This window comes from Acetobacter estunensis (genome assembly GCF_019083805.1).
GTDB lineage: Bacteria > Pseudomonadota > Alphaproteobacteria > Acetobacterales > Acetobacteraceae > Acetobacter > Acetobacter estunensis_A.
The window spans coordinates 153147-171249 of the sequence record NZ_JAHRDV010000005.1 but is presented as its reverse complement, the minus strand read 5'-3'; the positions used below and the strand labels follow the sequence as shown (position 1 = coordinate 171249).

At 60.1% G+C, this 18103-nt stretch carries 21 protein-coding genes; 12 read left to right on the top strand and 9 right to left on the bottom strand.

The annotated features are described in order from the left end of the window. Window positions 1-91 precede the first annotated feature (91 nt). Window positions 92-337, top strand: a complete 246-nt coding sequence (locus KUA11_RS08520) for a (2Fe-2S)-binding protein (RefSeq protein WP_217409880.1) — start codon at window positions 92-94, stop codon at window positions 335-337. 394 nt (window positions 338-731) lie between these two features. Here KUA11_RS08520 and KUA11_RS08515 read toward each other — a convergent pair whose 3' ends face one another. The 4 genes from KUA11_RS08515 to KUA11_RS08500 all read right to left on the bottom strand — a co-directional run bounded on the left by KUA11_RS08515 (window position 732) and on the right by KUA11_RS08500 (window position 4814). Further along, window positions 732-3026, bottom strand: a complete 2295-nt coding sequence (locus KUA11_RS08515) for a hypothetical protein (RefSeq protein WP_217409879.1) — start codon at window positions 3024-3026, stop codon at window positions 732-734. Window positions 3027-3180: 154 nt separating this feature from the next. Next, window positions 3181-3975 carry a DUF2076 domain-containing protein gene (locus KUA11_RS08510; protein WP_217409878.1) on the bottom strand — a complete coding sequence of 265 codons (795 nt, stop codon included), beginning with the start codon at window positions 3973-3975 and terminating at the stop codon, window positions 3181-3183. A gap of 89 nt (window positions 3976-4064) precedes the next feature. Next, window positions 4065-4565 (bottom strand): kinase inhibitor, encoded by a 501-nt coding sequence (locus KUA11_RS08505; protein ID WP_217409877.1) that lies wholly within the window; start codon window positions 4563-4565, stop codon window positions 4065-4067. 30 nt (window positions 4566-4595) lie between these two features. Beyond that, the gene (locus KUA11_RS08500) at window positions 4596-4814 is read right to left on the bottom strand and encodes a hypothetical protein (protein WP_166314180.1); all 219 of its coding nucleotides are present in this window, start codon (window positions 4812-4814) and stop codon (window positions 4596-4598) included. A 127-nt stretch (window positions 4815-4941) separates the two neighbouring features. On the opposite strand from KUA11_RS08500, the gene queA reads away from it, so the two are divergent. From queA to KUA11_RS08455, 9 genes are all read left to right on the top strand, one after another. Next, window positions 4942-6000 (top strand): tRNA preQ1(34) S-adenosylmethionine ribosyltransferase-isomerase QueA, encoded by a 1059-nt coding sequence (gene queA, locus KUA11_RS08495; RefSeq protein WP_217409876.1) that lies wholly within the window; start codon window positions 4942-4944, stop codon window positions 5998-6000. Window positions 6001-6097: 97 nt separating this feature from the next. Then, the gene (gene tgt / locus KUA11_RS08490) at window positions 6098-7261 is read left to right on the top strand and encodes a tRNA guanosine(34) transglycosylase Tgt (protein WP_217409875.1); all 1164 of its coding nucleotides are present in this window, start codon (window positions 6098-6100) and stop codon (window positions 7259-7261) included. Next, entirely contained in the window at window positions 7261-8331 is a 1071-nt protein-coding gene (gene queG, locus KUA11_RS08485; protein ID WP_217409874.1) for a tRNA epoxyqueuosine(34) reductase QueG, read from the top strand. The genes tgt and queG overlap by 1 nt, the downstream gene beginning before the upstream one ends. Further along, on the top strand, window positions 8328-8597 hold the full coding sequence (locus tag KUA11_RS08480; RefSeq protein ID WP_217409873.1) for a ribbon-helix-helix domain-containing protein: 270 nt from the start codon (window positions 8328-8330) through the stop codon (window positions 8595-8597). Before queG ends, KUA11_RS08480 begins: the two co-directional genes overlap by 4 nt. Window positions 8598-8790: 193 nt before the next feature. Continuing rightward, on the top strand, window positions 8791-8973 hold the full coding sequence (locus KUA11_RS08475; RefSeq protein ID WP_217409872.1) for a hypothetical protein: 183 nt from the start codon (window positions 8791-8793) through the stop codon (window positions 8971-8973). Between the two features lie 52 nt (window positions 8974-9025). Continuing rightward, complete coding sequence (locus KUA11_RS08470) at window positions 9026-9853, top strand: TerB family tellurite resistance protein (RefSeq protein ID WP_217409871.1); 828 nt, start codon at window positions 9026-9028, stop codon at window positions 9851-9853. A gap of 335 nt (window positions 9854-10188) precedes the next feature. Then, window positions 10189-10911, top strand: a complete 723-nt coding sequence (locus KUA11_RS08465) for an MlaA family lipoprotein (protein WP_254454806.1) — start codon at window positions 10189-10191, stop codon at window positions 10909-10911. Between the two features lie 32 nt (window positions 10912-10943). Continuing rightward, complete coding sequence (locus tag KUA11_RS08460; RefSeq protein WP_166314196.1) at window positions 10944-11573, top strand: MlaC/ttg2D family ABC transporter substrate-binding protein; 630 nt, start codon at window positions 10944-10946, stop codon at window positions 11571-11573. 204 nt (window positions 11574-11777) lie between these two features. Continuing rightward, window positions 11778-13295 carry a complex I subunit 4 family protein gene (locus tag KUA11_RS08455; protein ID WP_217409869.1) on the top strand — a complete coding sequence of 506 codons (1518 nt, stop codon included), beginning with the start codon at window positions 11778-11780 and terminating at the stop codon, window positions 13293-13295. Between the two features lie 144 nt (window positions 13296-13439). On the opposite strand, the gene KUA11_RS08450 is transcribed toward KUA11_RS08455, so the two are convergent. The 4 genes from KUA11_RS08450 to ahcY all read right to left on the bottom strand — a co-directional run bounded on the left by KUA11_RS08450 (window position 13440) and on the right by ahcY (window position 16406). Continuing rightward, the gene (locus KUA11_RS08450; protein WP_217409868.1) at window positions 13440-14009 is read right to left on the bottom strand and encodes an NADPH-dependent FMN reductase; all 570 of its coding nucleotides are present in this window, start codon (window positions 14007-14009) and stop codon (window positions 13440-13442) included. A gap of 161 nt (window positions 14010-14170) precedes the next feature. Further along, window positions 14171-14521 carry an ArsC family reductase gene (locus KUA11_RS08445; RefSeq protein ID WP_302480877.1) on the bottom strand — a complete coding sequence of 117 codons (351 nt, stop codon included), beginning with the start codon at window positions 14519-14521 and terminating at the stop codon, window positions 14171-14173. A 121-nt stretch (window positions 14522-14642) separates the two neighbouring features. After that, entirely contained in the window at window positions 14643-15035 is a 393-nt protein-coding gene (locus KUA11_RS08440; RefSeq protein ID WP_217409866.1) for a DUF3597 domain-containing protein, read from the bottom strand. 69 nt (window positions 15036-15104) lie between these two features. After that, complete coding sequence (ahcY, locus tag KUA11_RS08435) at window positions 15105-16406, bottom strand: adenosylhomocysteinase (protein ID WP_217409865.1); 1302 nt, start codon at window positions 16404-16406, stop codon at window positions 15105-15107. A 124-nt stretch (window positions 16407-16530) separates the two neighbouring features. Here ahcY and KUA11_RS08430 point away from each other — a divergent pair, with 124 nt between their 5' ends. Next, complete coding sequence (locus tag KUA11_RS08430; RefSeq protein ID WP_217409864.1) at window positions 16531-16749, top strand: hypothetical protein; 219 nt, start codon at window positions 16531-16533, stop codon at window positions 16747-16749. Continuing rightward, window positions 16746-17408: a helix-turn-helix domain-containing protein gene (locus KUA11_RS08425; protein WP_217409863.1), complete on the top strand. Its 663-nt coding sequence runs from the start codon at window positions 16746-16748 to the stop codon at window positions 17406-17408. The genes KUA11_RS08430 and KUA11_RS08425 overlap by 4 nt, the downstream gene beginning before the upstream one ends. A 75-nt stretch (window positions 17409-17483) precedes the next feature. Here KUA11_RS08425 and KUA11_RS08420 read toward each other — a convergent pair whose 3' ends face one another. Next, on the bottom strand, window positions 17484-17984 hold the full coding sequence (locus tag KUA11_RS08420) for a GlcG/HbpS family heme-binding protein (RefSeq protein ID WP_217409993.1): 501 nt from the start codon (window positions 17982-17984) through the stop codon (window positions 17484-17486). Window positions 17985-18103 lie beyond the last annotated feature (119 nt).

Genomic DNA, 18103 nt, shown 5'->3' with positions numbered 1-18103 from the left:
CGATTGGGATCAAGCTCTGCCATGAAACGCTATTGCGAAGCGTTATCAATATCCCTATATAGGTCTCACCACATAGTCATGAGGCGTGGGAATGTATGTCTGTGCCTGCAATGGTCTGACCGACAAGGATGTCCACGACGCTGTGGACGCCGGAGCGCGCAAACCGGGTGAAGTCTATGCCGCTCGCAAATGCCGCGCCCAATGCGGCAACTGCGTCAAAGGCGTTGTCTGCCTACTGCGCGAAGCCATGCGAAACCGGGAAGCCGCCGCAGATCTGCCCGCTCTTGGAACCATAACCGCACACCCCGCTCGGCCGGAGGATCGTGCCGTCGCCTGATGCGCGTCTTGGGACGCGCTCTTTTGAAATGTCTGTTCGCCATATTTGGCAGAGTTTCGGATTTCGTGGGAAAGCTCGTCGATAGAAGAGCTCATATGATCGGCGTCTTCCTTACGCTACTACTCTACGCACATTGATCTTCAGCTATACATTGCCGAGCTATGTGCCCAGGTTCTTTGCTGTGATGTTTCTCAACAACATTCAAATCATGAGTTTATATTGAGAGAATGCGCCGTCCATATCTACATAACGACCAAAGACCGCCGCTCTACGGTGTTTCCAGCCTCCACGGATAAGAAATCATCCCATCTTATAATGAAGACGTGACCATCCCCTACTACAAAAAACTCCCCAAACTCACATTCATATCAATAAATAGTCTCTTCTTCAGCTTTCAAAAACTCTTATTACTTTCAATCTGGCAACGTGAACGCCGACCAAAAACAGCAGAACAGCCAAGAGCCATCAATCCGATAGCCATCCCTCCCCATCCCCTCATCATACCGGGGGGCGAAAAAGAGAACGTCACGTCCGTTTCTCCAGCAGGGACCTTTATACGCTGGAAAAGCTCATCCTCTGTATCAGGAATAGTGATCTTCCCATTGAGACTCGCGGTCCAGCCGGCCATCATGAGTTCTCGACGGATCAGGGAAGATGCAGCAGAACACTTTACTCGCACATGATCGCGACTCCAGATATCAGCTGTGCACGTATTGCCAGCTTCGAAATAAGGAGCTGGATGGGGAAAACGATAAAGATCATTTGCCATACTGCTATAAATTAACGTGGGCGAGTCCGGGAGAGTGCGTTGAAACGCGACACCATGCGGAACAACGACAAGTGACACCGATAATTTTTCAAATATTTCTGGATGAGACTCTAAAACTGGCAGAACAAAAAAACGCCCATCAGGATGCTGTGGTGTAATACCGTCAAATGTCACGGGATCGACGTCCGGCCCAAAATCACGCCGCAAACGTTTGATCCACGCCATTGGCATTGGAACTCCGTTGTGATTGATAGACGCCAACCCGTAATACGCGCCATAATTGGGCATTATCGTGCCCATGGACACAAAACGTGTAAATCCTATCAATTCTCTCATGGTACCCAACAGGCCTTTATCCATAGGCAGAGCCGGCCTGAGAGAAAGAAATGGGATACAGAACAGAACCAGAATTTCGCCAAGCATGGTTATTCCGGCAATAGCGCAGCGCCTTTCCCAATTCCGGCATAAAAGGGCAAGGATCATTACGCTGAGAGACCCACAACCCAATAAAAGTGAAAAAAGATGATAATTCCGGGTGGACAGCGGACCATTCTGGAAATGCGCCAGATCCTCTCGTGTTGCATGATCGAGAGACCAAGCCACACACAGCGCAGTCCCCAACACGACACAAGCCCCCAATAAAGGGACAAAAAACGATTGATCTCGCGGCGCTTTTTTTAGGTCATCAAGTGCAAAAACGGCTAGAATTATAATAACCATTTCTTCGCTTGGATAACATAAACGGTAAAAAACAGTGCGCCCTACACCAGGTATAAGATCCACCATGGATGCAAGACCGGGAATGTTGGCCTGCTTAGCGACACAGGCCAGAAAATAGGCTGCCAGAACAAAACGCTCCGTCCTGTGTGAAGAAGGTCCACATAGTGCTGTTATTACAGAAAACAGCGCCATCCATGTTACTGTGAGACCCCAAAATCCTCCCATTCCCCACCACGCCGCATACTGATTGGCGGCTCCATAAAACATCGAGCCGTTCACATAGGGCAAAAATGACATGATCCATGAAGCTAGTGGAAGAGCCTCATCTGTTACGGAATTATGGTTACCAACCCAAGCTGATGGAAGATAGGTAGCGAATGAAACAAGTTGTGGCGCGGCAATCAGGAGCGCCACACCTCCTCCCGCAATAATACGAAGGGTAAAACCGATGCGCTCCGACGGCTTTTCTTGACCAAAGCGCAGGAGCGCCCAGCACAAGACGAGCGTCCCTTCCAGAAACGCCGTTTCAGGAAAACTGCAAAGAAGAAGTCCTGCTAATCCTGTGGCAAGCCATTCCCATCCATGCCATCCCTTACCTTGACGAACCTTTTCCACTCCCAGCAACGCCAGCGGCAAAAAGGCAAGAGGCTGGCTGGGTCCATCGGACGCCCAAGCAAAGGTGCCGTTAAAAGCCCACAATATGCCACCGATGAGGGTCGCAGTGGTCCCTATACCCAGAGCACGCAAAAATGCGTACATCGCGAAGCCGGCAACAATTTGCAGTGAAATTTTCAGAAGCAGAAGACCACAGGGCAACCCAAGTAAAAGCACGAAAGGGAGAAAGAACGCGCCGGGTTGATATTCTCCAGCCAAAGGCATACCAACGCCACTGTAAGGATTCCATAAGGGAAGAATACCTTGCAACCAGTCCCGAGCGACAAGTCGTCCAAGCGCCTGCACGATTGCGCCTGCACATCCGTCAATCCAGCCCGGGAGCCCTGGAATAAATCCTCCCATCAGCCAGTTTCTACGAATCGCGGTGCCGACAGACAGCACATTCATGGGATCCGAAGTCAGACCATTCGCCTGCAAACCGCCTATCAATTCCGGGAGATGCACGACGATAGGAAGAAAGAAAAGGACGAGCCAGGAAAGAACAGTCCCACGATCACGCAGGGAATGAGAGAAGTATTCACGCATAAAACACGTATAGCGGTGGGAAAGATATCCGCCAACCGCTCCAATACACCTCTATTCACAGAATTTTAACATTCCTTGTCATGCGGTCGTTACGGCAACAAAAAAGCCCGGCTGATAATCCAGCCGGGCCTTCTCGCACGTCAAAATGGAAACGTCAGAATGACTGATCGTCGCCACCGCCCCAGTCATCACCGCCGCCACCGAAATCGGCACCGCCACCATCGCCCCAGCCAGCGTCATTGCCGCCGGCATCGAAGTTCGGATCGGCGGTGGTGCCTGCTCCCGCAAACGGATCGGCTCCACCGGCAGCGGCATCGCCATAATTATTGTTGATGATGGTCTCGCTCGGGGCACCCCAGCCGCCAGCCGCATCACCGGCTCCAGCGTCATGATGCCCGCTGAACAGACCTTCGAGCGCGTTGGCCGCCATCATACCGCCCGCAACACCTGCCGCCGTGGTCAATGCGGAGCCAAGGAAGCCCGAACCACCCTGACGGAACATCCCCGGCTGAAATCCCGGAGGCAGAGGCTGCATCTGGGGTGCCTGTGGCTGGGCATAGCCCTGCTGAGCGCCGCCCCATCCCGGGGGCGCTGCCTGCGGGCGCTGCTGACCACCACCGAACAGACCACCAAGGAAGCCACCCGAGCCGCTCTTTGGCTGCTGCTGGGCCTGCTGGAGCGCCTGTTGCGCCTGCTGAAGCTGGAACTGAAGTTCGCGGATACGATTTTGCGCCTCCACCAGAGCAGCTTCCTGCACCACGGCCATCTGCGTGATGCGATAGCGGGCTTCGGGATATTTCTGGAAGTTATGGGCAATCCACTGATCGGCCTGCGGGTCGATCGGCGGAAGCGCCTGCTGAGTAGACGGCACGCTGCCGAACCCGGCCTGCGGTGCGCCACCCACACGGGCGATAAACTTGGCGATCAGATCGCGTTCCTGGTCATTCATCCTGCTTCACTCCACGCCGGCCCGTCTGAGGGCCTTCGTCCTTATCCGCTCTGAGTATCGGATCGGTTTATCTTCACCATGCCAACCGATCAGGGCGATTTCGTGCCCGATCCATAGAGCACCGTAATCTGCGCCGAAGCCAGCCTGTGGTGATTGACCATGAACCCCACAAGCGCGGGGCTTGAGTCCACTGACACTTCCAGCTTGGGCACGTCCAGCGCCGTGATCGTGAACACATAGCGATGCACGCGTCCCGGCGGCGGTGCGGCCCCGCCATAGCCCGGCGTGCCAAAATCGGTGCGAACCTCCAGCGCGCCCGCTGGCAGACCACCCCGCCCCGAACCTGCACCCTCCGGCAGCGATGTCGTGCTGGCCGGAAGATTCACCACGACCCAGTGCCACCAGCCAGAGCCGGTGGGCGCATCGGGATCGTAGAGCGTGAGAACGAAACTTTTCGTCCCCGCTGGCGCGCCCTCCCACTTCAGAGGTGGGGAGAGATTGCCTCCCTGCTGACCCATGCCGGAATAGACCTGCGCCTGAGGCATGACATCGCCATTGGAAAACGCGGGACTGGTCAGGATGAACGCCATGGGAGGCTCCTTACTTTCTAGGCGATCCGCTTACCAGTTCAGGCTGATGAGCCAGAACTCCTCGGAGGTCAGCGTCACGCCGTCATTCTTGGGCGACTCGGACGCCGCCTGCGCGAGAGCCGCGATCCGCTCAACCATGATGGTCTTGCGCTGATGCGCCTCCGACGTCTCATTGGCCGCTTTGAGAACATCCAGTGAGGTCTTGGCGGCCTTGGCCACGCGGGCAGCGTCAAGAAGAGCGTAGGACATTGATATTCTCCCGAAATTGTCCAGATCATTACGTCTCTGCCAAGATGGCGCTCCCACCTCCGCCATTCAAGTGTGCCTCACCGCAGGGCTGGCGTTCGCGCGCCGGACTCCGTAAACGCTGCGCCACATGGACGACCGCACCGCCGATTTCGATTTTCCGCTGCCCGAAACCTCGATTGCGCAGCACCCCGCCCGCCCGCGTGACAGCGCGCGGCTGCTGGATGTGCCTGCTGATCCAACGGCCCCCTTCATCGACCGGCATGTGCGCGATCTGCCCGGCCTGCTGCGCGAGGGCGATCTGCTGGTGGCCAATGACACCGCCGTCATCCCGGCACAGCTTCATGCCCGACGCGGAGAGGCAAAGATCGGTGTCACGCTCGATCAGCATCAGGCCGATGGCTCATGGAGCGCACTGATCCGCAATGCCAAACGCCTGCGTCCGGGCGACACACTGACCTTTCCCGGCACGGAGGAAACGGCGGAAGTCGCAAGCCTTGACGGACAGGGCGGCGCGACCCTGCGCTTCAGCACGGAAGGGGATGCGTTTGACGCCTTCCTGCGTACCGCCGGTGCACTGGCTCTCCCGCCCTATATCGCCCGCCCCCAAGGCCCCACCGCCGAGGACGAGCGCGATTACCGCACCATTTTCGCGGAACATCGTGGCGCGGTCGCCGCTCCCACGGCAGGCCTGCACTTCACGCCCGATCTTCTGGCGCGGTTGGATGAGGCCGGTATTGGACGCGAGACGCTCACACTGCATGTCGGCGCGGGCACATTCCTGCCCGTTCGCACCGAGACACTCTCAGGCCACAAAATGCACGCCGAGCGCGGGATCATCACGCCCGAGGCGGCGGAGCGCATCAACGCCACCAAAGCACGCGGCGGACGGATCGTAGCCGTCGGCACCACCACGCTGCGCCTGCTGGAAAGCGCGGTGAACGAAGACGGGCAGGTCCAGCCTTTTAACAGTGACACCTCCATCTTCATCCATCCCGGTTTCCGCTTCCGCGCCGTGGATGTGCTGATGACCAACTTCCATCTGCCGCGCTCCACGCTGTTCATGCTGGTCTGCGCCTTCGCGGGTACGCAGCGGATGCAAGCGGCCTATGCCCATGCCATCGCCAGCGGATACCGTTTCTATTCGTATGGAGACGCCTGCCTGCTACGGCGAGCGGCCGACATATGAACACGGCATTGGCGTCCTTTATAAAGAAAAGCAGGAGGTCGCGCCCTCTGCCGGGACGTGAGGTGACACCTCAGCATCCCCTCACAGGAGAACCATCATGACCCGTTCCTTCCGCTGGATCTGCGAAGCCACGGACGGCGCGGCGCGTGCGGGCACATTGCACACGGCGCACGGCCCGGTGCAGACCCCCACTTTCATGCCCGTCGGCACGGTGGGCACCGTCAAGGGCATGACGATGGACGCCGTGCGCTCCACGGGCGCGGGCATCGTTTTAGGCAACACCTATCATCTGATGCTGCGCCCCGGCGCGGAACGGGTGAAGCAGCTTGGCGGCCTGCACCGTTTCATGGACTGGTCGGGACCGATCCTTACGGACTCGGGCGGGTTTCAGGTCATGTCGCTCGGCGCGCTGCGTAAGCTCGATCAGGACGGCGTGACCTTCCGTTCCCACATCGACGGCTCGGAACATCGGCTGGATCCGGAACGCTCTACCGCCATCCAGCATGCGCTCGACGCCACCATCACCATGTGCTTCGACGAATGTCCGGCCCTGCCCGCCGCCCCGGAAGCCATCGCCGCTTCCATGCGGCTGTCCATGCGCTGGGCCGGACGCTCCCGCGAAGCATTCGTACAGCGCGAAGGCTATGGCCAGTTCGGCATCGTGCAGGGCGGCGTGGAACCGGATCTTCGCGCTGAAAGCGTGAAAGCGCTGACCGATATCGGCTTCGAGGGCTACGCCATCGGCGGTCTCGCCGTAGGTGAAGGGCAAGAACTGATGTTCGCGACGCTGGACGTCACCACGCCGCTCATGCCGGCCGACGCGCCGCGCTATCTGATGGGGGTCGGCACGCCTGATGACCTGCTGGGCAGCGTGCAGCGCGGCGTGGACATGTTCGACTGCGTGATGCCAACCCGCGCCGGCCGCACCGCCCGCGCCTATACCGAGCGCGGGCATCTCAATATGCGCAACGCCCGCTTCGCCACGGATTCGCGACCGATTTCCCCGCATTGCGATTGCCTTGCCTGCACCCGACACTCACGCGCCTATCTGCACCACCTGTTCCGCGCCAATGAACTGCTCGGCCCGATGCTGCTAACATGGCACAATCTCGCCTATTATCAGCGGCTGATGCGCGGCATCCGCGCCGCCATCGTAGACAGAACACTCGACACCCATGCCGACCACCTCCGCGCCGAATGGGCGGCAGGCGACTGGAGCGAGGACGAGATGCCGCGCCCCTTCATTCCTCCCGTGCCCTGATGACGCCCGCGACCAGTGCCCGTCTGGTCGAGCGTCTGCGCGAGAAAGCCGACGCGCTCGGCTTTGACGATTTCGGCATCTGCGAGGCCAATCTCGGCCCGGACGTCGCCTTCCGCCTGCGGGAGTTCGTGGAAGCGGGTCATCATGGCACCATGTCATGGATGGCCGAACGGATGGAGCAGCGTTCCAGTCCTACAGGACTATGGCCCGAAGTGCGGTCCGTCATCGCACTCGGCCTGTCCTACGCCCCCGAGGACGATGCACTCGCCACGCTGGACAAGCCGGACTGTGGCAACATCTCCGTCTATGCCCGCAACCGCGATTATCATGACATCATCAAAGGACGCCTCAAGCATCTGGCTCAGTTTCTCGTAGCCGAGGCCAGACGGTTGGATATGGCATGCGACGTCAAGGTGTTCGTGGACACAGCACCCGTGGCCGAAAAACCGCTGGCGGAAAAAGCCGGACTTGGCTGGCAGGGCAAGCACACCAACCTCGTCTCCCGCGATGAGGGAAGTTGGCTCCTGTTGGGAGAAATCTACACCACGCTCCTCCTGCCACCCACCCCGCACCGGGCGGGAAGCTGCGGCACCTGCACGCGCTGTATTACGGCCTGTCCCACACAGGCCATTACGGCACCATGGCAACTCGATGCGCGCCGCTGCGTGTCCTATCTCACGATCGAGCATGACGGCCCGATCCCCGAATCCTTCCGCAAGGCAATCGGCAATCGCATCTATGGCTGCGATGATTGTCTGGCCGTCTGCCCATGGAACCGGTTCGCGGCGACAGCGCGCGAGATGAAACTGCGCCCTCGCCCCGAACTGATCGCGCCACGGTTGGCCAATCTGGCGGCATTGGACGATGCGGGCTTTCGCCAATTGTTCTCCGGCTCGCCCATCAAGCGCATCGGACGCAACCGCTTTGTCCGCAATGTCCTGATCGCCATCGGCAATTCAGGCGATCCGTGCCTGCTGCCTGCGGCCAAAACCCGTCAGATCGACGCCGATCCCATCGTGGCCGAAGCCGCTGCGTGGGCCTGCGGACAACTGGAGTCGCCCCTCTCATGATCCGCCATCTGCTCAAACGCAGCCTCGTGCTGTCGGGACACGGTACGAGCGTGGCGCTGGAACCGGAGTTCTGGGACGCGCTCGACCGCATGGCCGCAAAGCGGGGCATTTCGGTGGCGCATCTCGTAGAAGACATCGACCGCAAGCGCGGGGCATCCCGCCCACTGGCCTCGGCCCTGCGTGTGGCGGCACTGCTTGATGCAAATCAGGAGAGGAATGAGTTGGGACAGCCTAAAGTGCCGGAGTCACCTGATTTTCCCGGGTGAACCAGCCGGTTATCGAACCAGAGCCGGTTCGCCCAACCGGGAGACATCTCCCTCGAACCAGGGCTTTTCCTGCGAAATGCATCGTCCATTAACCAAACTTCGACTTGTTAACGCATCGGAAACTACCGATCCTCTAGCGTCCGCCCCGCAGCATCCCGCTGCCAAACGGAGTCCCACCAAGGACGAGGAAGCCATGCCGTCCAAAATCCTTCGTCTCCCCCACTGTCCGCAGACCAGCCCGCTGCTGATCTCGCACTCGCTGCTGCAACTCGCGGATGTGGTCTGGAACGCCGGTCTGCCCGGTCTTGCCACCGATCTGGTGGGACTTGCCCATTCGGCCATCGACCATGACACCCCTGACACGCCCGCCCACTAAGCCCCCGGAGCATGGGCTTGGGTGCGCCGTGTCCGGGTGCTAGACTCACGCCATGGCTATCTGGGGCAAGATGTTCGGAACCGTGGCGGGCTTCGCGGTGGGCGGACGAATGGGCGCGCTGCTTGGCGCGGCTCTCGGACATGCGGCGGACCGTGGGACGCTGCTCGAAGCCCCTACGGGTGGCTGGAGCGACCGCTGGGCCGCGCGTGCAGCACCTGACGCCAACGGAGCGGCAGCTTTCGTAGCCGCCAAGGTGGCAGCCGTCACGGGCCGCAAGGACCAGCTTTACGCGCTGTGCACCATCATCCTCGCCGCCAAACTTGCCAAATGCGACGCCCCCGTAAACCGCCGCGAGATCGACGCGTTCAAGTCGCGCCTGCGGATTCCACCCGAGAACGCGACCGAAGTCGGGCGACTGTTCGACATGGCCCGCAAACGTACGGACGACTACGAACGCTTTGCCCGCGAACTGGGACAGACATTCCGCAGCGATCATCTCATGCTGGAAGAACTGCTGGGCACGCTGTTCTTCATCGCGCGGGCGGATCTGCGCACCGATGAGCCGCTGCATCCGGCCGAACTGAAATTCCTCAAGAACGTCCACAAAGCCTTCGGGCTGGGCGCGGGCGCATGGGATCGGGCCGAGGGCGGCCGCTCACGTCCCGCCATGGCCGAAAACGATGCCTACGCCGTGCTGGGCGTCTCCATCACTGCGTCGAACGACGAATTGCGGGCCACATGGCGGACACTGGTGCGAAAGCATCATCCCGACGCCCTCGCGGCCCGCAACGCAAGCCCGACCGAGATCGAGAACGCGGCCGCCACCATCGCGCGCATCAACGCGGCCTGGGACGTCATCAAGCGCGACCGCAAGTTCTAGACACACCGCATTCATTGCGCATTTTCTGCCTTCCCGATGAACCCGTTGCGTATCGATCACGTTACGGAAGGGAAGGTCTGTGTCGCGCCCATGCCGATTGCATCCGTAACCCGACATGTTAGAGAAGACCGGGATTGCCCGTTTCCTGCGGGCGCAAGACTTTCCTCCTCCGGCAGGAAAGAGAGCCCGGCGGGGCTGGTGGTTGGACAACGGAGACTCGGACGGGCATGGGCTCACTTACGGACGAACGGCACACGGCACCCTCTCCCGACGTTGCCTCTTGCAGGAAGAATCGCACGGCCCTCAGGAGCGGTACGCTCGTGCTGGGAGCACTGATGCTGACGGCGTGTTCCTCCATGGTCGCGCCCAAACCCAAGGATCCCGAAGCGCTGGCCGAATACAACGAGGCCAATGACCGCTACGAGCCACTCAACCGCAAAATGTACGATCTGTCCGTCAAGGTGGACAAATACTCCATGCGGCCCGTCGCCAAGGCCTATGTCTGGGCCGTGCCGGTGCCGGTGCGCAAATCCATCGGCAACATGGTGCGGACCATGAACGAGCCGTCGGTGTTCTTCAACGATGTGGGAGCCGGCAAGCCTCGCCGCGCGGGTGACGCCTTCGTGCGCTGGTGCATCAACATGGTCGCAGGCGTCGGTGGCTTCATCGATGTCGCGAAATATGCGGGTTATCCGCATCACGACAATGACGCGGGTCTGACGCTCGCCACATGGGGCGTGGAGTCCGGCCCCTATCTGTTCCTGCCCATGATGGGCCCCTCCTCGATCCGTGACGGTATCGGCTATGCAATGGATCAGGGCCTCTCGCCATGGAACTACGTGCCGCGTGGCTATGGTCTGCTGACCTTCAACTGGGCGTACAACATCATGGGCGTCATCAACGCCCGTGCCGACCATCTCGATGATCTCGATCAGGTCCAGCGTGACGCGCTCGATCCGTATGCCACCATTCGCAGCGCCTATCAGCAACAGCGCAAGGCGCTCGCGCAAGCGATCAAGGACGACCATCGCGCCACCGTGCCCGACTGGTACAATTGATCGATTTCCAGAAGAACAAGAGGGCGAACATCATGACCATCCGCGCAAGCCGCCGCAGTTTCGTGCTCGGAACCGCAGCCGCCGCAGCCCTGCTGCCCGTCGCTGCCTTTCCAGCTCTTGCCGCACAGCCTGCCGCCGAGTTCGTCCGTTCGCTGGGCAACCGGCTCGTGGCCATCGTCAACAGCAACCTCTCGCCGGACGAGAAAAAAGCCCACGTCCTGCCCATCCTGCAGAGCGACGTGGATGTGGACGCCATTGGCCGCTACTGCCTCGGCCGCTACTGGCGTATGGCAACTCCTGAGCAGCAGACGGAATATCTCTCGCTTTTCCATCAGGTTCTGGTCAATGCCATCACCGACAAGCTGGGAGATTATCGCGGCGTGAGCTTCACCATCGGCACGACCACGCCACAGGGTGAGGATCAGGCCGTCGCCGCCGTGCTGCACCGCCCGCAGCAGCCCGACGCCGCCATGCAGTGGATCGTCAGCACGCAGAGCGGCTCCCCCAAGATCGTGGACGTGATCGGGGAAGGCGCCAGCCTGCGTCTGACCCAGCGTCAGGATTACTCCGCCTATATCCAGCGTAATGGCGGCCAGGTTGCGACACTTCTGGCCGCGCTGAAGCGCCAGCTTGCGCATCATCAGACACCTTCCGCCAACTGATCGTCCTCTCCATCGAAAAACGATGGCTATGACTGGGCCGGATACGCTCCCGTATCCGGCTTTTCATGTGCGAACGAGAGGAAAAAGACGGAATTGCGCCATCACCCCTGCGTCATCCGCATGTTGTGAGCACAGGAACGGGTGGTCGTGAGAGCATGAGAGCGCTAAGGTCCGTGTAATTGGTACCGGACCCGAGAGTACGCCGTGCATCCGTTCCTTCTGTCACTCGTCACCTATCTCCCCCTTCTGGGTGGACTGGCCATTCTCCTGTTCAAGGGAGCGCCGGACACGGCGGATCGCACCAGCCGCTGGATTGCCCTGTGGACAAGCCTGCTGACGCTGGCGTTGTCCGTGGTCATCTGGGCGGGTTTCGATCCCCAGATGCCGGGCATCCAGTACGAGCAGCAACTGGCGTGGATGCCGTCTTTTGGTATCTCGTATCACACCGGTCTGGACGGAATCAGCCTCGTCTTCGTGCTGCTGACGGCCTTCCTCACACCCCTTTCCATCGGCGCCGCGTGGAAAAGCGTGACCGGTCGCGCGGGCGATTTCATGGCCGCCGTTCTGTTTCTGGAAACCGCGCTCATGGGCCTGTTCTCGGCCTGCGATCTGCTGGTGTTCTACCTGTTCTATGAGGCGACCCTGATCCCCGCGAGCCTGATGATCGGCGTCTGGGGCGGTCCGAAACGGGTCTGGGCCTCGCTCCAGTTCTTCCTGTTCACATTTGGTGGCTCGCTGGCCATGCTGGTGGCGATGGCGGCCATGTGGTCCATGGCGGGCACCACCGACATTCCCACGCTGATGCAGTCCCACTTCTCCTATGCTGTGGAATGCTGGCTGCTGGTGGCCTTCATCCTCGCCTTTGGCGTCAAGCTGCCGCTGTTCCCGCTGCATGCGTGGCTGCCGGACGCCTACACCGAAGCACCGACCGCCACCTCCGCGCTGCTTTCCGGCGTCCTGTCGAAGACCGGCGCCTACGGCCTGCTGCGTTTTGGCGTGCTGATGTTTCCGGATGCGGTGCATGCCTTCGCGCCCTTCATCCTGCCGCTGGGCGTGATCGCCATCATCTATGCCGCCTTCATCGCTTTCGCGCAGACGGATATGAAGCGGCTGGTGGCCTACTCCTCCTTTTCCCACATGGGCATGATTGCCGTGGGTCTGTTCACGCTGGATGCGGAAGGCGTGGACGGGGCGATCTATCAGATGCTCTCGCATGGCGTGGTCATCTCGGCGCTGTTCTTCTGCGTTGCCGCCATTGCGTGGCGTACCCAGACACGCGACATCGCCTCCATGGGCGGCGTGGCGTTCAAAATGCCGACCCTCGCCACGCTGGCCATGCTGTTCACCATGGCCAATATCGGTCTTCCCGGCACCGGTTCCTTCGTGGGCGAACTGCTTGTGCTGATGGGAGCCATCCATGTCTCGTTCTGGTTGGCGCTTCTGGCTGGCACGACGATGATCATGGGCGCGGTCTATATGCTCGCTCTCTATCGCCACGTTATCTTCGGCGCCGTAAAGAACACGGTGAGCCTGCTGCGTGACCTCTCCGGCCCCGAGATCGCGGTGCTCGCGCCACTGGCCATCGTCACGCTGTGGATGGGCATTCACCCCGACACGTTCATCCGCCTGTTCGATCCGGTGGTGGTCCATGCTCTCGGCCCCACCAATCCGGCGACAGCTTTGCACACGGGAGCCGCGCATCACCTTCTGGCTCTGCGGTAAATCATATCTCTGGAGAGAAAGATTCCCTCGGTTGAGGATGCCTTTCTCTCCGTTTTTGTTATAGATCCAAGCCCTGCGCGGTCCTCTGTAGGACTTCTGACTGCTCTCTTCCGCAGACTTTCACCAAAGTGCGGAACGCCCTCGTCAGCCTTTCACTTTCCGAGCCAGCGTCGCGAGCGCCCCAAGCTGACGCGTCAGAAAGTCGCGGGTGGCCGCATCCGTAAGTTCCAGCGGGTCCGTTCCCACCTTATCGGCCACCTGACTGATCATCACTTCCGGCCTGTTGAGAACGAAGGCATCAAGAAACACCAGAGACTGCCGCAGATGATACTGCGCTCGCGCGCCACCGATCATGCCGGGCGAGGCTGTCTGGATGGCCACAGGTTTCCCCGCCAAAGGCTGCGGTGAAATGCGCGACAGCCAGTCGATCGCATTCTTGAGGCCGCCGGGAATGGAATAATTGTATTCCGGCGTGACGATGATAACGCCATCGGCCGCCCATATCTGATCGGCCATGGCCAACACAGGCGCGGGAAAACCCGCATCCTGTATATCCTGATCGTAGAGCGGAAACTCGCCCACGGAACCCAGCGGTGTGACCGTGACACCGTCCGGCGCCAGCGAGGAAAGCGCGCGAGCGACGGCGGCATTGAAGGACGCTTTACGCAGGCTGCCCAAAAGCGTGACGAAATGAAGCGGTTTTTCGGCATTCATGCGATGCTCTTTCCCGTCCGTGACGAACTCTTCGCAATCAGAATTTTCCGCACGCCTGAAGCATTCACCAGAGAGACAGGCGGACGCAAGAGAGTCGGCCTGCCGTTCCAGCATGAAGACTGTCGGCAAGCGTTACCGAACGCGCAAAATCTTCCTTCCGATCACCCCGCGAAGAGGGACTCGTAACGTTCAGGGCGAAAGCCTATCTCCAGTCCCTTTGCCGTCTCCAGAACGGGGCGACGGATCATGGCGGGCTGTTTTTCCATCAACGCCATAGCCTTCTGATCGTTCAGATCGGCCTTCGCATCGTCGAGCAGTTTGCGGAACGTCGTGCCCGCCCGATTGAGCAGCGCCTCCCACCCCACGTTCTTTATCCACGCCTTCAGTCGGTCCGGATCGAGTCCGTCCTTGCGGTAATCATGAAAGACATAGGCGACATCATGCGCGTCCAGCCACGCACGCGCTTTCTTCATCGTGTCGCAGTTACGGATGCCATAAAGCGTGACACTCAATTGACCATCCCCTTCTTCCTCGTGGAACCAGACATGAAAAACCCCGAAGACCACCCCTGAAAGGGGCAATCTCCGGGGCATTTCTGGCGAGAGCGACCAAAGCCGCCCTTACCATCCGACCTTACAGACCGGCGGGAATCTTGCCGTTGTTCTCGGCCAGCTTCTGACGGACTTCCTTGATCAGCCACACATTCATCGTGGCCGTATCGTTCTGGTCGCCCGTGTAGTGCAGTTCGGTGGCAAGCTGCTTGCGCGCTTCCAGCGAACTGTCGAGACCGAGCAGCTTAAGCAGATCGACAATGGAGGTCTGCCAGTTCAGCGTCTGACCGGACTTCGCGGCCAGATCGGCCAGCACCGCATCGACATCAACCGGCGTGGTGGGCGCCGCACCGGCAGCCGGCGGAGCCGCACCGGGAGCGCCAGCGGCACCAGCGGCAGCCGGCGTCGTGTTGGTGGCCGGAGCCGCCTTTGCATGGCCGAAGATAGCGGAAACGATGGAACCGAAGATGCTCATGAAAGAGCTCCTTTCTGTTTGCTCAGGCCGCAGAACCACCCGCACGGGGCCGCTCTGCGGGAGACGATCTCAGTAACGGTATTCTTCGTGCTTGAAGGGACCGTTGACCGGCACACCGATATAATCGGCCTGCGTCTGAGAGAGTTTCGACAGATGCGCGCCAACTTTGGCCAAATGAAGGGCCGCGACCTTTTCGTCGAGCTTCTTGGGCAGCGTGTACACCTTCGGCTCATACTGGCCGGGCTTGGCCGTCCACAGTTCGATCTGCGCGAGCGTCTGGTTGGTGAAGGACGCCGACATCACGAAGGACGGATGACCCGTTGCGTTGCCCAGGTTCACCAGACGACCTTCGGACAGTAGGATCAGGCGCTTGCCATCGGGGAAGAGAACTTCATCCACCTGCGGCTTGACGTTGTCCCACTTGAAGTTACGCAGCGCGCCGACCTCGATCTCTGAGTCGAAGTGACCGATGTTGCACACGATGGCGCGGTTCTTCATCTCGCGCATGTGCTCCAGACGAATGACCGCCTCGTTGCCCGTGGCGGTCACAAAGATGTCGCCGCGCGGAGCCGCGTCTTCCATCGTCACCACTTCATAGCCTTCCATCACGGCCTGAAGCGCGCAGATGGGATCGATCTCGGTCACGAGCACACGGCAACCCGCGTTGCGCAACGAAGCCGCCGAACCTTTACCCACATCGCCATAACCGGCGACGACGGCAACCTTGCCCGCCATCATCACGTCCGTGCCGCGACGGATCGCGTCCACGAGGCTCTCGCGACAGCCATACAGGTTGTCGAACTTGGACTTGGTCACGCTGTCGTTGACGTTGATCGCCGGAACCTTGAGCGTGCCTTCCTTCTGCATCTTCCACAGACGATGCACACCCGTGGTCGTCTCTTCGGACAGGCCGCGCACATCGTTGAGAAGCTCGGGGAACTTGTCGTGCATCATGACGGTCAGATCGCCACCGTCATCGAGGATCATGTTCGGCGTCCAGCCGTCCGGTCCCTTGATGGTCTGCTCGATGCACCAGTCGAACTCTTCCTCGTTCAGGCCCTTCCAGGCGAAGACGGGAATCTTCGCAGCAGCAATAGCGGCAGCAGCGTGATCCTGCGTAGAAAAGATGTTGCACGACGACCAGCGGACGGTTGCGCCAAGGGCCACCAGCGTCTCGATCAGCACGGCGGTCTGGATCGTCATGTGCAGACAGCCGGCAATGCGCGCGCCCTTGAGCGGCTGGCTCTTGCCGTATTCCTCACGGAGCGCCATCAGGCCGGGCATCTCGTCCTCGGCCATGGAGATTTCCTTGCGGCCCCACTCAGCGAGAGAGATGTCCTTGACCTTGTAGTCGGTGAAGTCTGCGCTCATGAATTGCCTCGTTCGCGAAAAAAGCTGCATGTCCTATACAGTGAGGCCGGTGTTCATGCCACCCACGCGACGGAAAGCGGACGCGGCAGTTGCATGACGGCATCCGATTGCGGACAGTCGGCTCATGTGGAACGAACCCTATCTCGAAACCTGCTGTCGCTCGGCGCTGCACCGACTGCGTCTTTCGGGCGCGCATGGTCGCCCTCGTGGACTGGTGGATGAACCCTGTCTGGAGCGTCTGGAAAAACGGGGATTCGCCTGCACGGAGGAGAACGGGCGGTTTCACATTACCCCCGAAGGCGAAGCGCGTCACCGCAGCGAAGTGCTGCGGAAAAAAGCATGACGATTTCCAACCGTCGTTACGCGCTTGCCCGCACCATCTGGGACACGATCGACCACATGGCGGCGGAACACGGGCTCACTCCCTCCGGTCTGGCGCGCGCGGCGGGACTGGATCCCACAGCACTCAATCCCTCCCGCCGTCTCTCACATGACGGACATATCCGCCTGCCCCGCATGGAAACCCTGCTGGACCTTCTGGACGCCACCGGACTGTCCCTGACCGATTTCGCCAGCCTCACGCTCGGAATGACGCACCCTTCCGCGCCAACGCCTCATGCGGAAAACCGTTTGCGCCTTCGCATCCTGCCGCTCTCAGCGCTTGATGCTACGGGACTATTCAACCGCGCGGGCCTGCCCGTGGGACCGGATTGGCTGGATGTCTCCTCTCCCTTTGCCGAGATCGGCCCCAATGACTACGGAGTGCGTCTGGACACTGACGCCGCCGAACCCCTCTTCCGATCCGAGAGTCTGCTGCTTGTCAGCCCGGACAGTCCGATCCGGGCGGATGACCGGGTGCTGGTACGGGGAACGGAAATATTTCCCGGCATTGCCGGACTCCGGACAGGCCATGGTCAGGAAGTCCGTAAAATCGGACAAGACGCGGTCTTCATCCAGCCTGCGGAGACGTGGATTCACCGGATCATCGCCGCAACGTGCTGAAACCCTCACGCAGGCTGCATCTGTGCCGATCATGTGTTTGCGCCAACACCATGGACCACGAGAAAAACGAGACTCTTATCTGAAAGAGGCTTGCAGTTTATAGACTGCCGCCCTTGCGCACGCCTCATCCTTGTCGCCACCGGGCGCGCCTGAAACACCAATCCCGCCAATGACGGCGCCGTCTGCGGTTCGCAACGTCACACCACCGGCGATGAAAATGATTTCGGGTTCAGTCGCCAGAACAGCGCCGTCGAGCGGTCCCGTTACTTTTGCGGCTATCAGTTCACTCGTGGAATTCTTGTTGAAGACCATTCCGTAAGAGAAGGCCGTGTAAGCCTTGCGATAAGAAACCGAAAGAGACTGAAGCGGCACGATATCACCCTTGATAACCGCCTGTTGATGCCCTGATGGATCGACAACTGTTGCTGTTACGGAATATCCCTGCCTCTCGCAGACATTCACCGCCTCGACAGCAAGACTCTCCGCAATGCGCCAGTTGAGCTTTTTCACTGTCACAAGATTGCCAACCGACTGAAGGCTCTGTGGAGTCTCCGCATAGGCCGATGCACCTACCATAATGGAAAACAGCGACAGAAACCGACACAAGCTTACCGCCCACCATGTGTTTCTCATCACTATAACACCCTTCAATTCGCGCCTTACTTTGCCCGGCTCCACCACTGTACAGATCGCCA

What these genes read in the sequence shown, in the direction of transcription:
- KUA11_RS08520 (WP_217409880.1), top strand. Translation starts at nt 92, where the DNA reads ATGTATGTCTGTGCCTGCAATGGTCTGACCGACAAGGATGTCCACGAC.
- KUA11_RS08515 (WP_217409879.1), bottom strand. Translation starts at nt 3,026, where the DNA reads ATGCGTGAATACTTCTCTCATTCCCTGCGTGATCGTGGGACTGTTCTT.
- KUA11_RS08510 (WP_217409878.1), bottom strand. Translation starts at nt 3,975, where the DNA reads ATGAATGACCAGGAACGCGATCTGATCGCCAAGTTTATCGCCCGTGTG.
- KUA11_RS08505 (WP_217409877.1), bottom strand. Translation starts at nt 4,565, where the DNA reads ATGGCGTTCATCCTGACCAGTCCCGCGTTTTCCAATGGCGATGTCATG.
- KUA11_RS08500 (WP_166314180.1), bottom strand. Translation starts at nt 4,814, where the DNA reads ATGTCCTACGCTCTTCTTGACGCTGCCCGCGTGGCCAAGGCCGCCAAG.
- queA (WP_217409876.1), top strand. Translation starts at nt 4,942, where the DNA reads ATGGACGACCGCACCGCCGATTTCGATTTTCCGCTGCCCGAAACCTCG.
- tgt (WP_217409875.1), top strand. Translation starts at nt 6,098, where the DNA reads ATGACCCGTTCCTTCCGCTGGATCTGCGAAGCCACGGACGGCGCGGCG.
- queG (WP_217409874.1), top strand. Translation starts at nt 7,261, where the DNA reads ATGACGCCCGCGACCAGTGCCCGTCTGGTCGAGCGTCTGCGCGAGAAA.
- KUA11_RS08480 (WP_217409873.1), top strand. Translation starts at nt 8,328, where the DNA reads ATGATCCGCCATCTGCTCAAACGCAGCCTCGTGCTGTCGGGACACGGT.
- KUA11_RS08475 (WP_217409872.1), top strand. Translation starts at nt 8,791, where the DNA reads ATGCCGTCCAAAATCCTTCGTCTCCCCCACTGTCCGCAGACCAGCCCG.
- KUA11_RS08470 (WP_217409871.1), top strand. Translation starts at nt 9,026, where the DNA reads ATGGCTATCTGGGGCAAGATGTTCGGAACCGTGGCGGGCTTCGCGGTG.
- KUA11_RS08465 (WP_254454806.1), top strand. Translation starts at nt 10,189, where the DNA reads ATGCTGACGGCGTGTTCCTCCATGGTCGCGCCCAAACCCAAGGATCCC.
- KUA11_RS08460 (WP_166314196.1), top strand. Translation starts at nt 10,944, where the DNA reads ATGACCATCCGCGCAAGCCGCCGCAGTTTCGTGCTCGGAACCGCAGCC.
- KUA11_RS08450 (WP_217409868.1), bottom strand. Translation starts at nt 14,009, where the DNA reads ATGAATGCCGAAAAACCGCTTCATTTCGTCACGCTTTTGGGCAGCCTG.
- KUA11_RS08440 (WP_217409866.1), bottom strand. Translation starts at nt 15,035, where the DNA reads ATGAGCATCTTCGGTTCCATCGTTTCCGCTATCTTCGGCCATGCAAAG.
- ahcY (WP_217409865.1), bottom strand. Translation starts at nt 16,406, where the DNA reads ATGAGCGCAGACTTCACCGACTACAAGGTCAAGGACATCTCTCTCGCT.
- KUA11_RS08430 (WP_217409864.1), top strand. Translation starts at nt 16,531, where the DNA reads ATGTGGAACGAACCCTATCTCGAAACCTGCTGTCGCTCGGCGCTGCAC.
- KUA11_RS08425 (WP_217409863.1), top strand. Translation starts at nt 16,746, where the DNA reads ATGACGATTTCCAACCGTCGTTACGCGCTTGCCCGCACCATCTGGGAC.
- KUA11_RS08420 (WP_217409993.1), bottom strand. Translation starts at nt 17,984, where the DNA reads ATGGTAGGTGCATCGGCCTATGCGGAGACTCCACAGAGCCTTCAGTCG.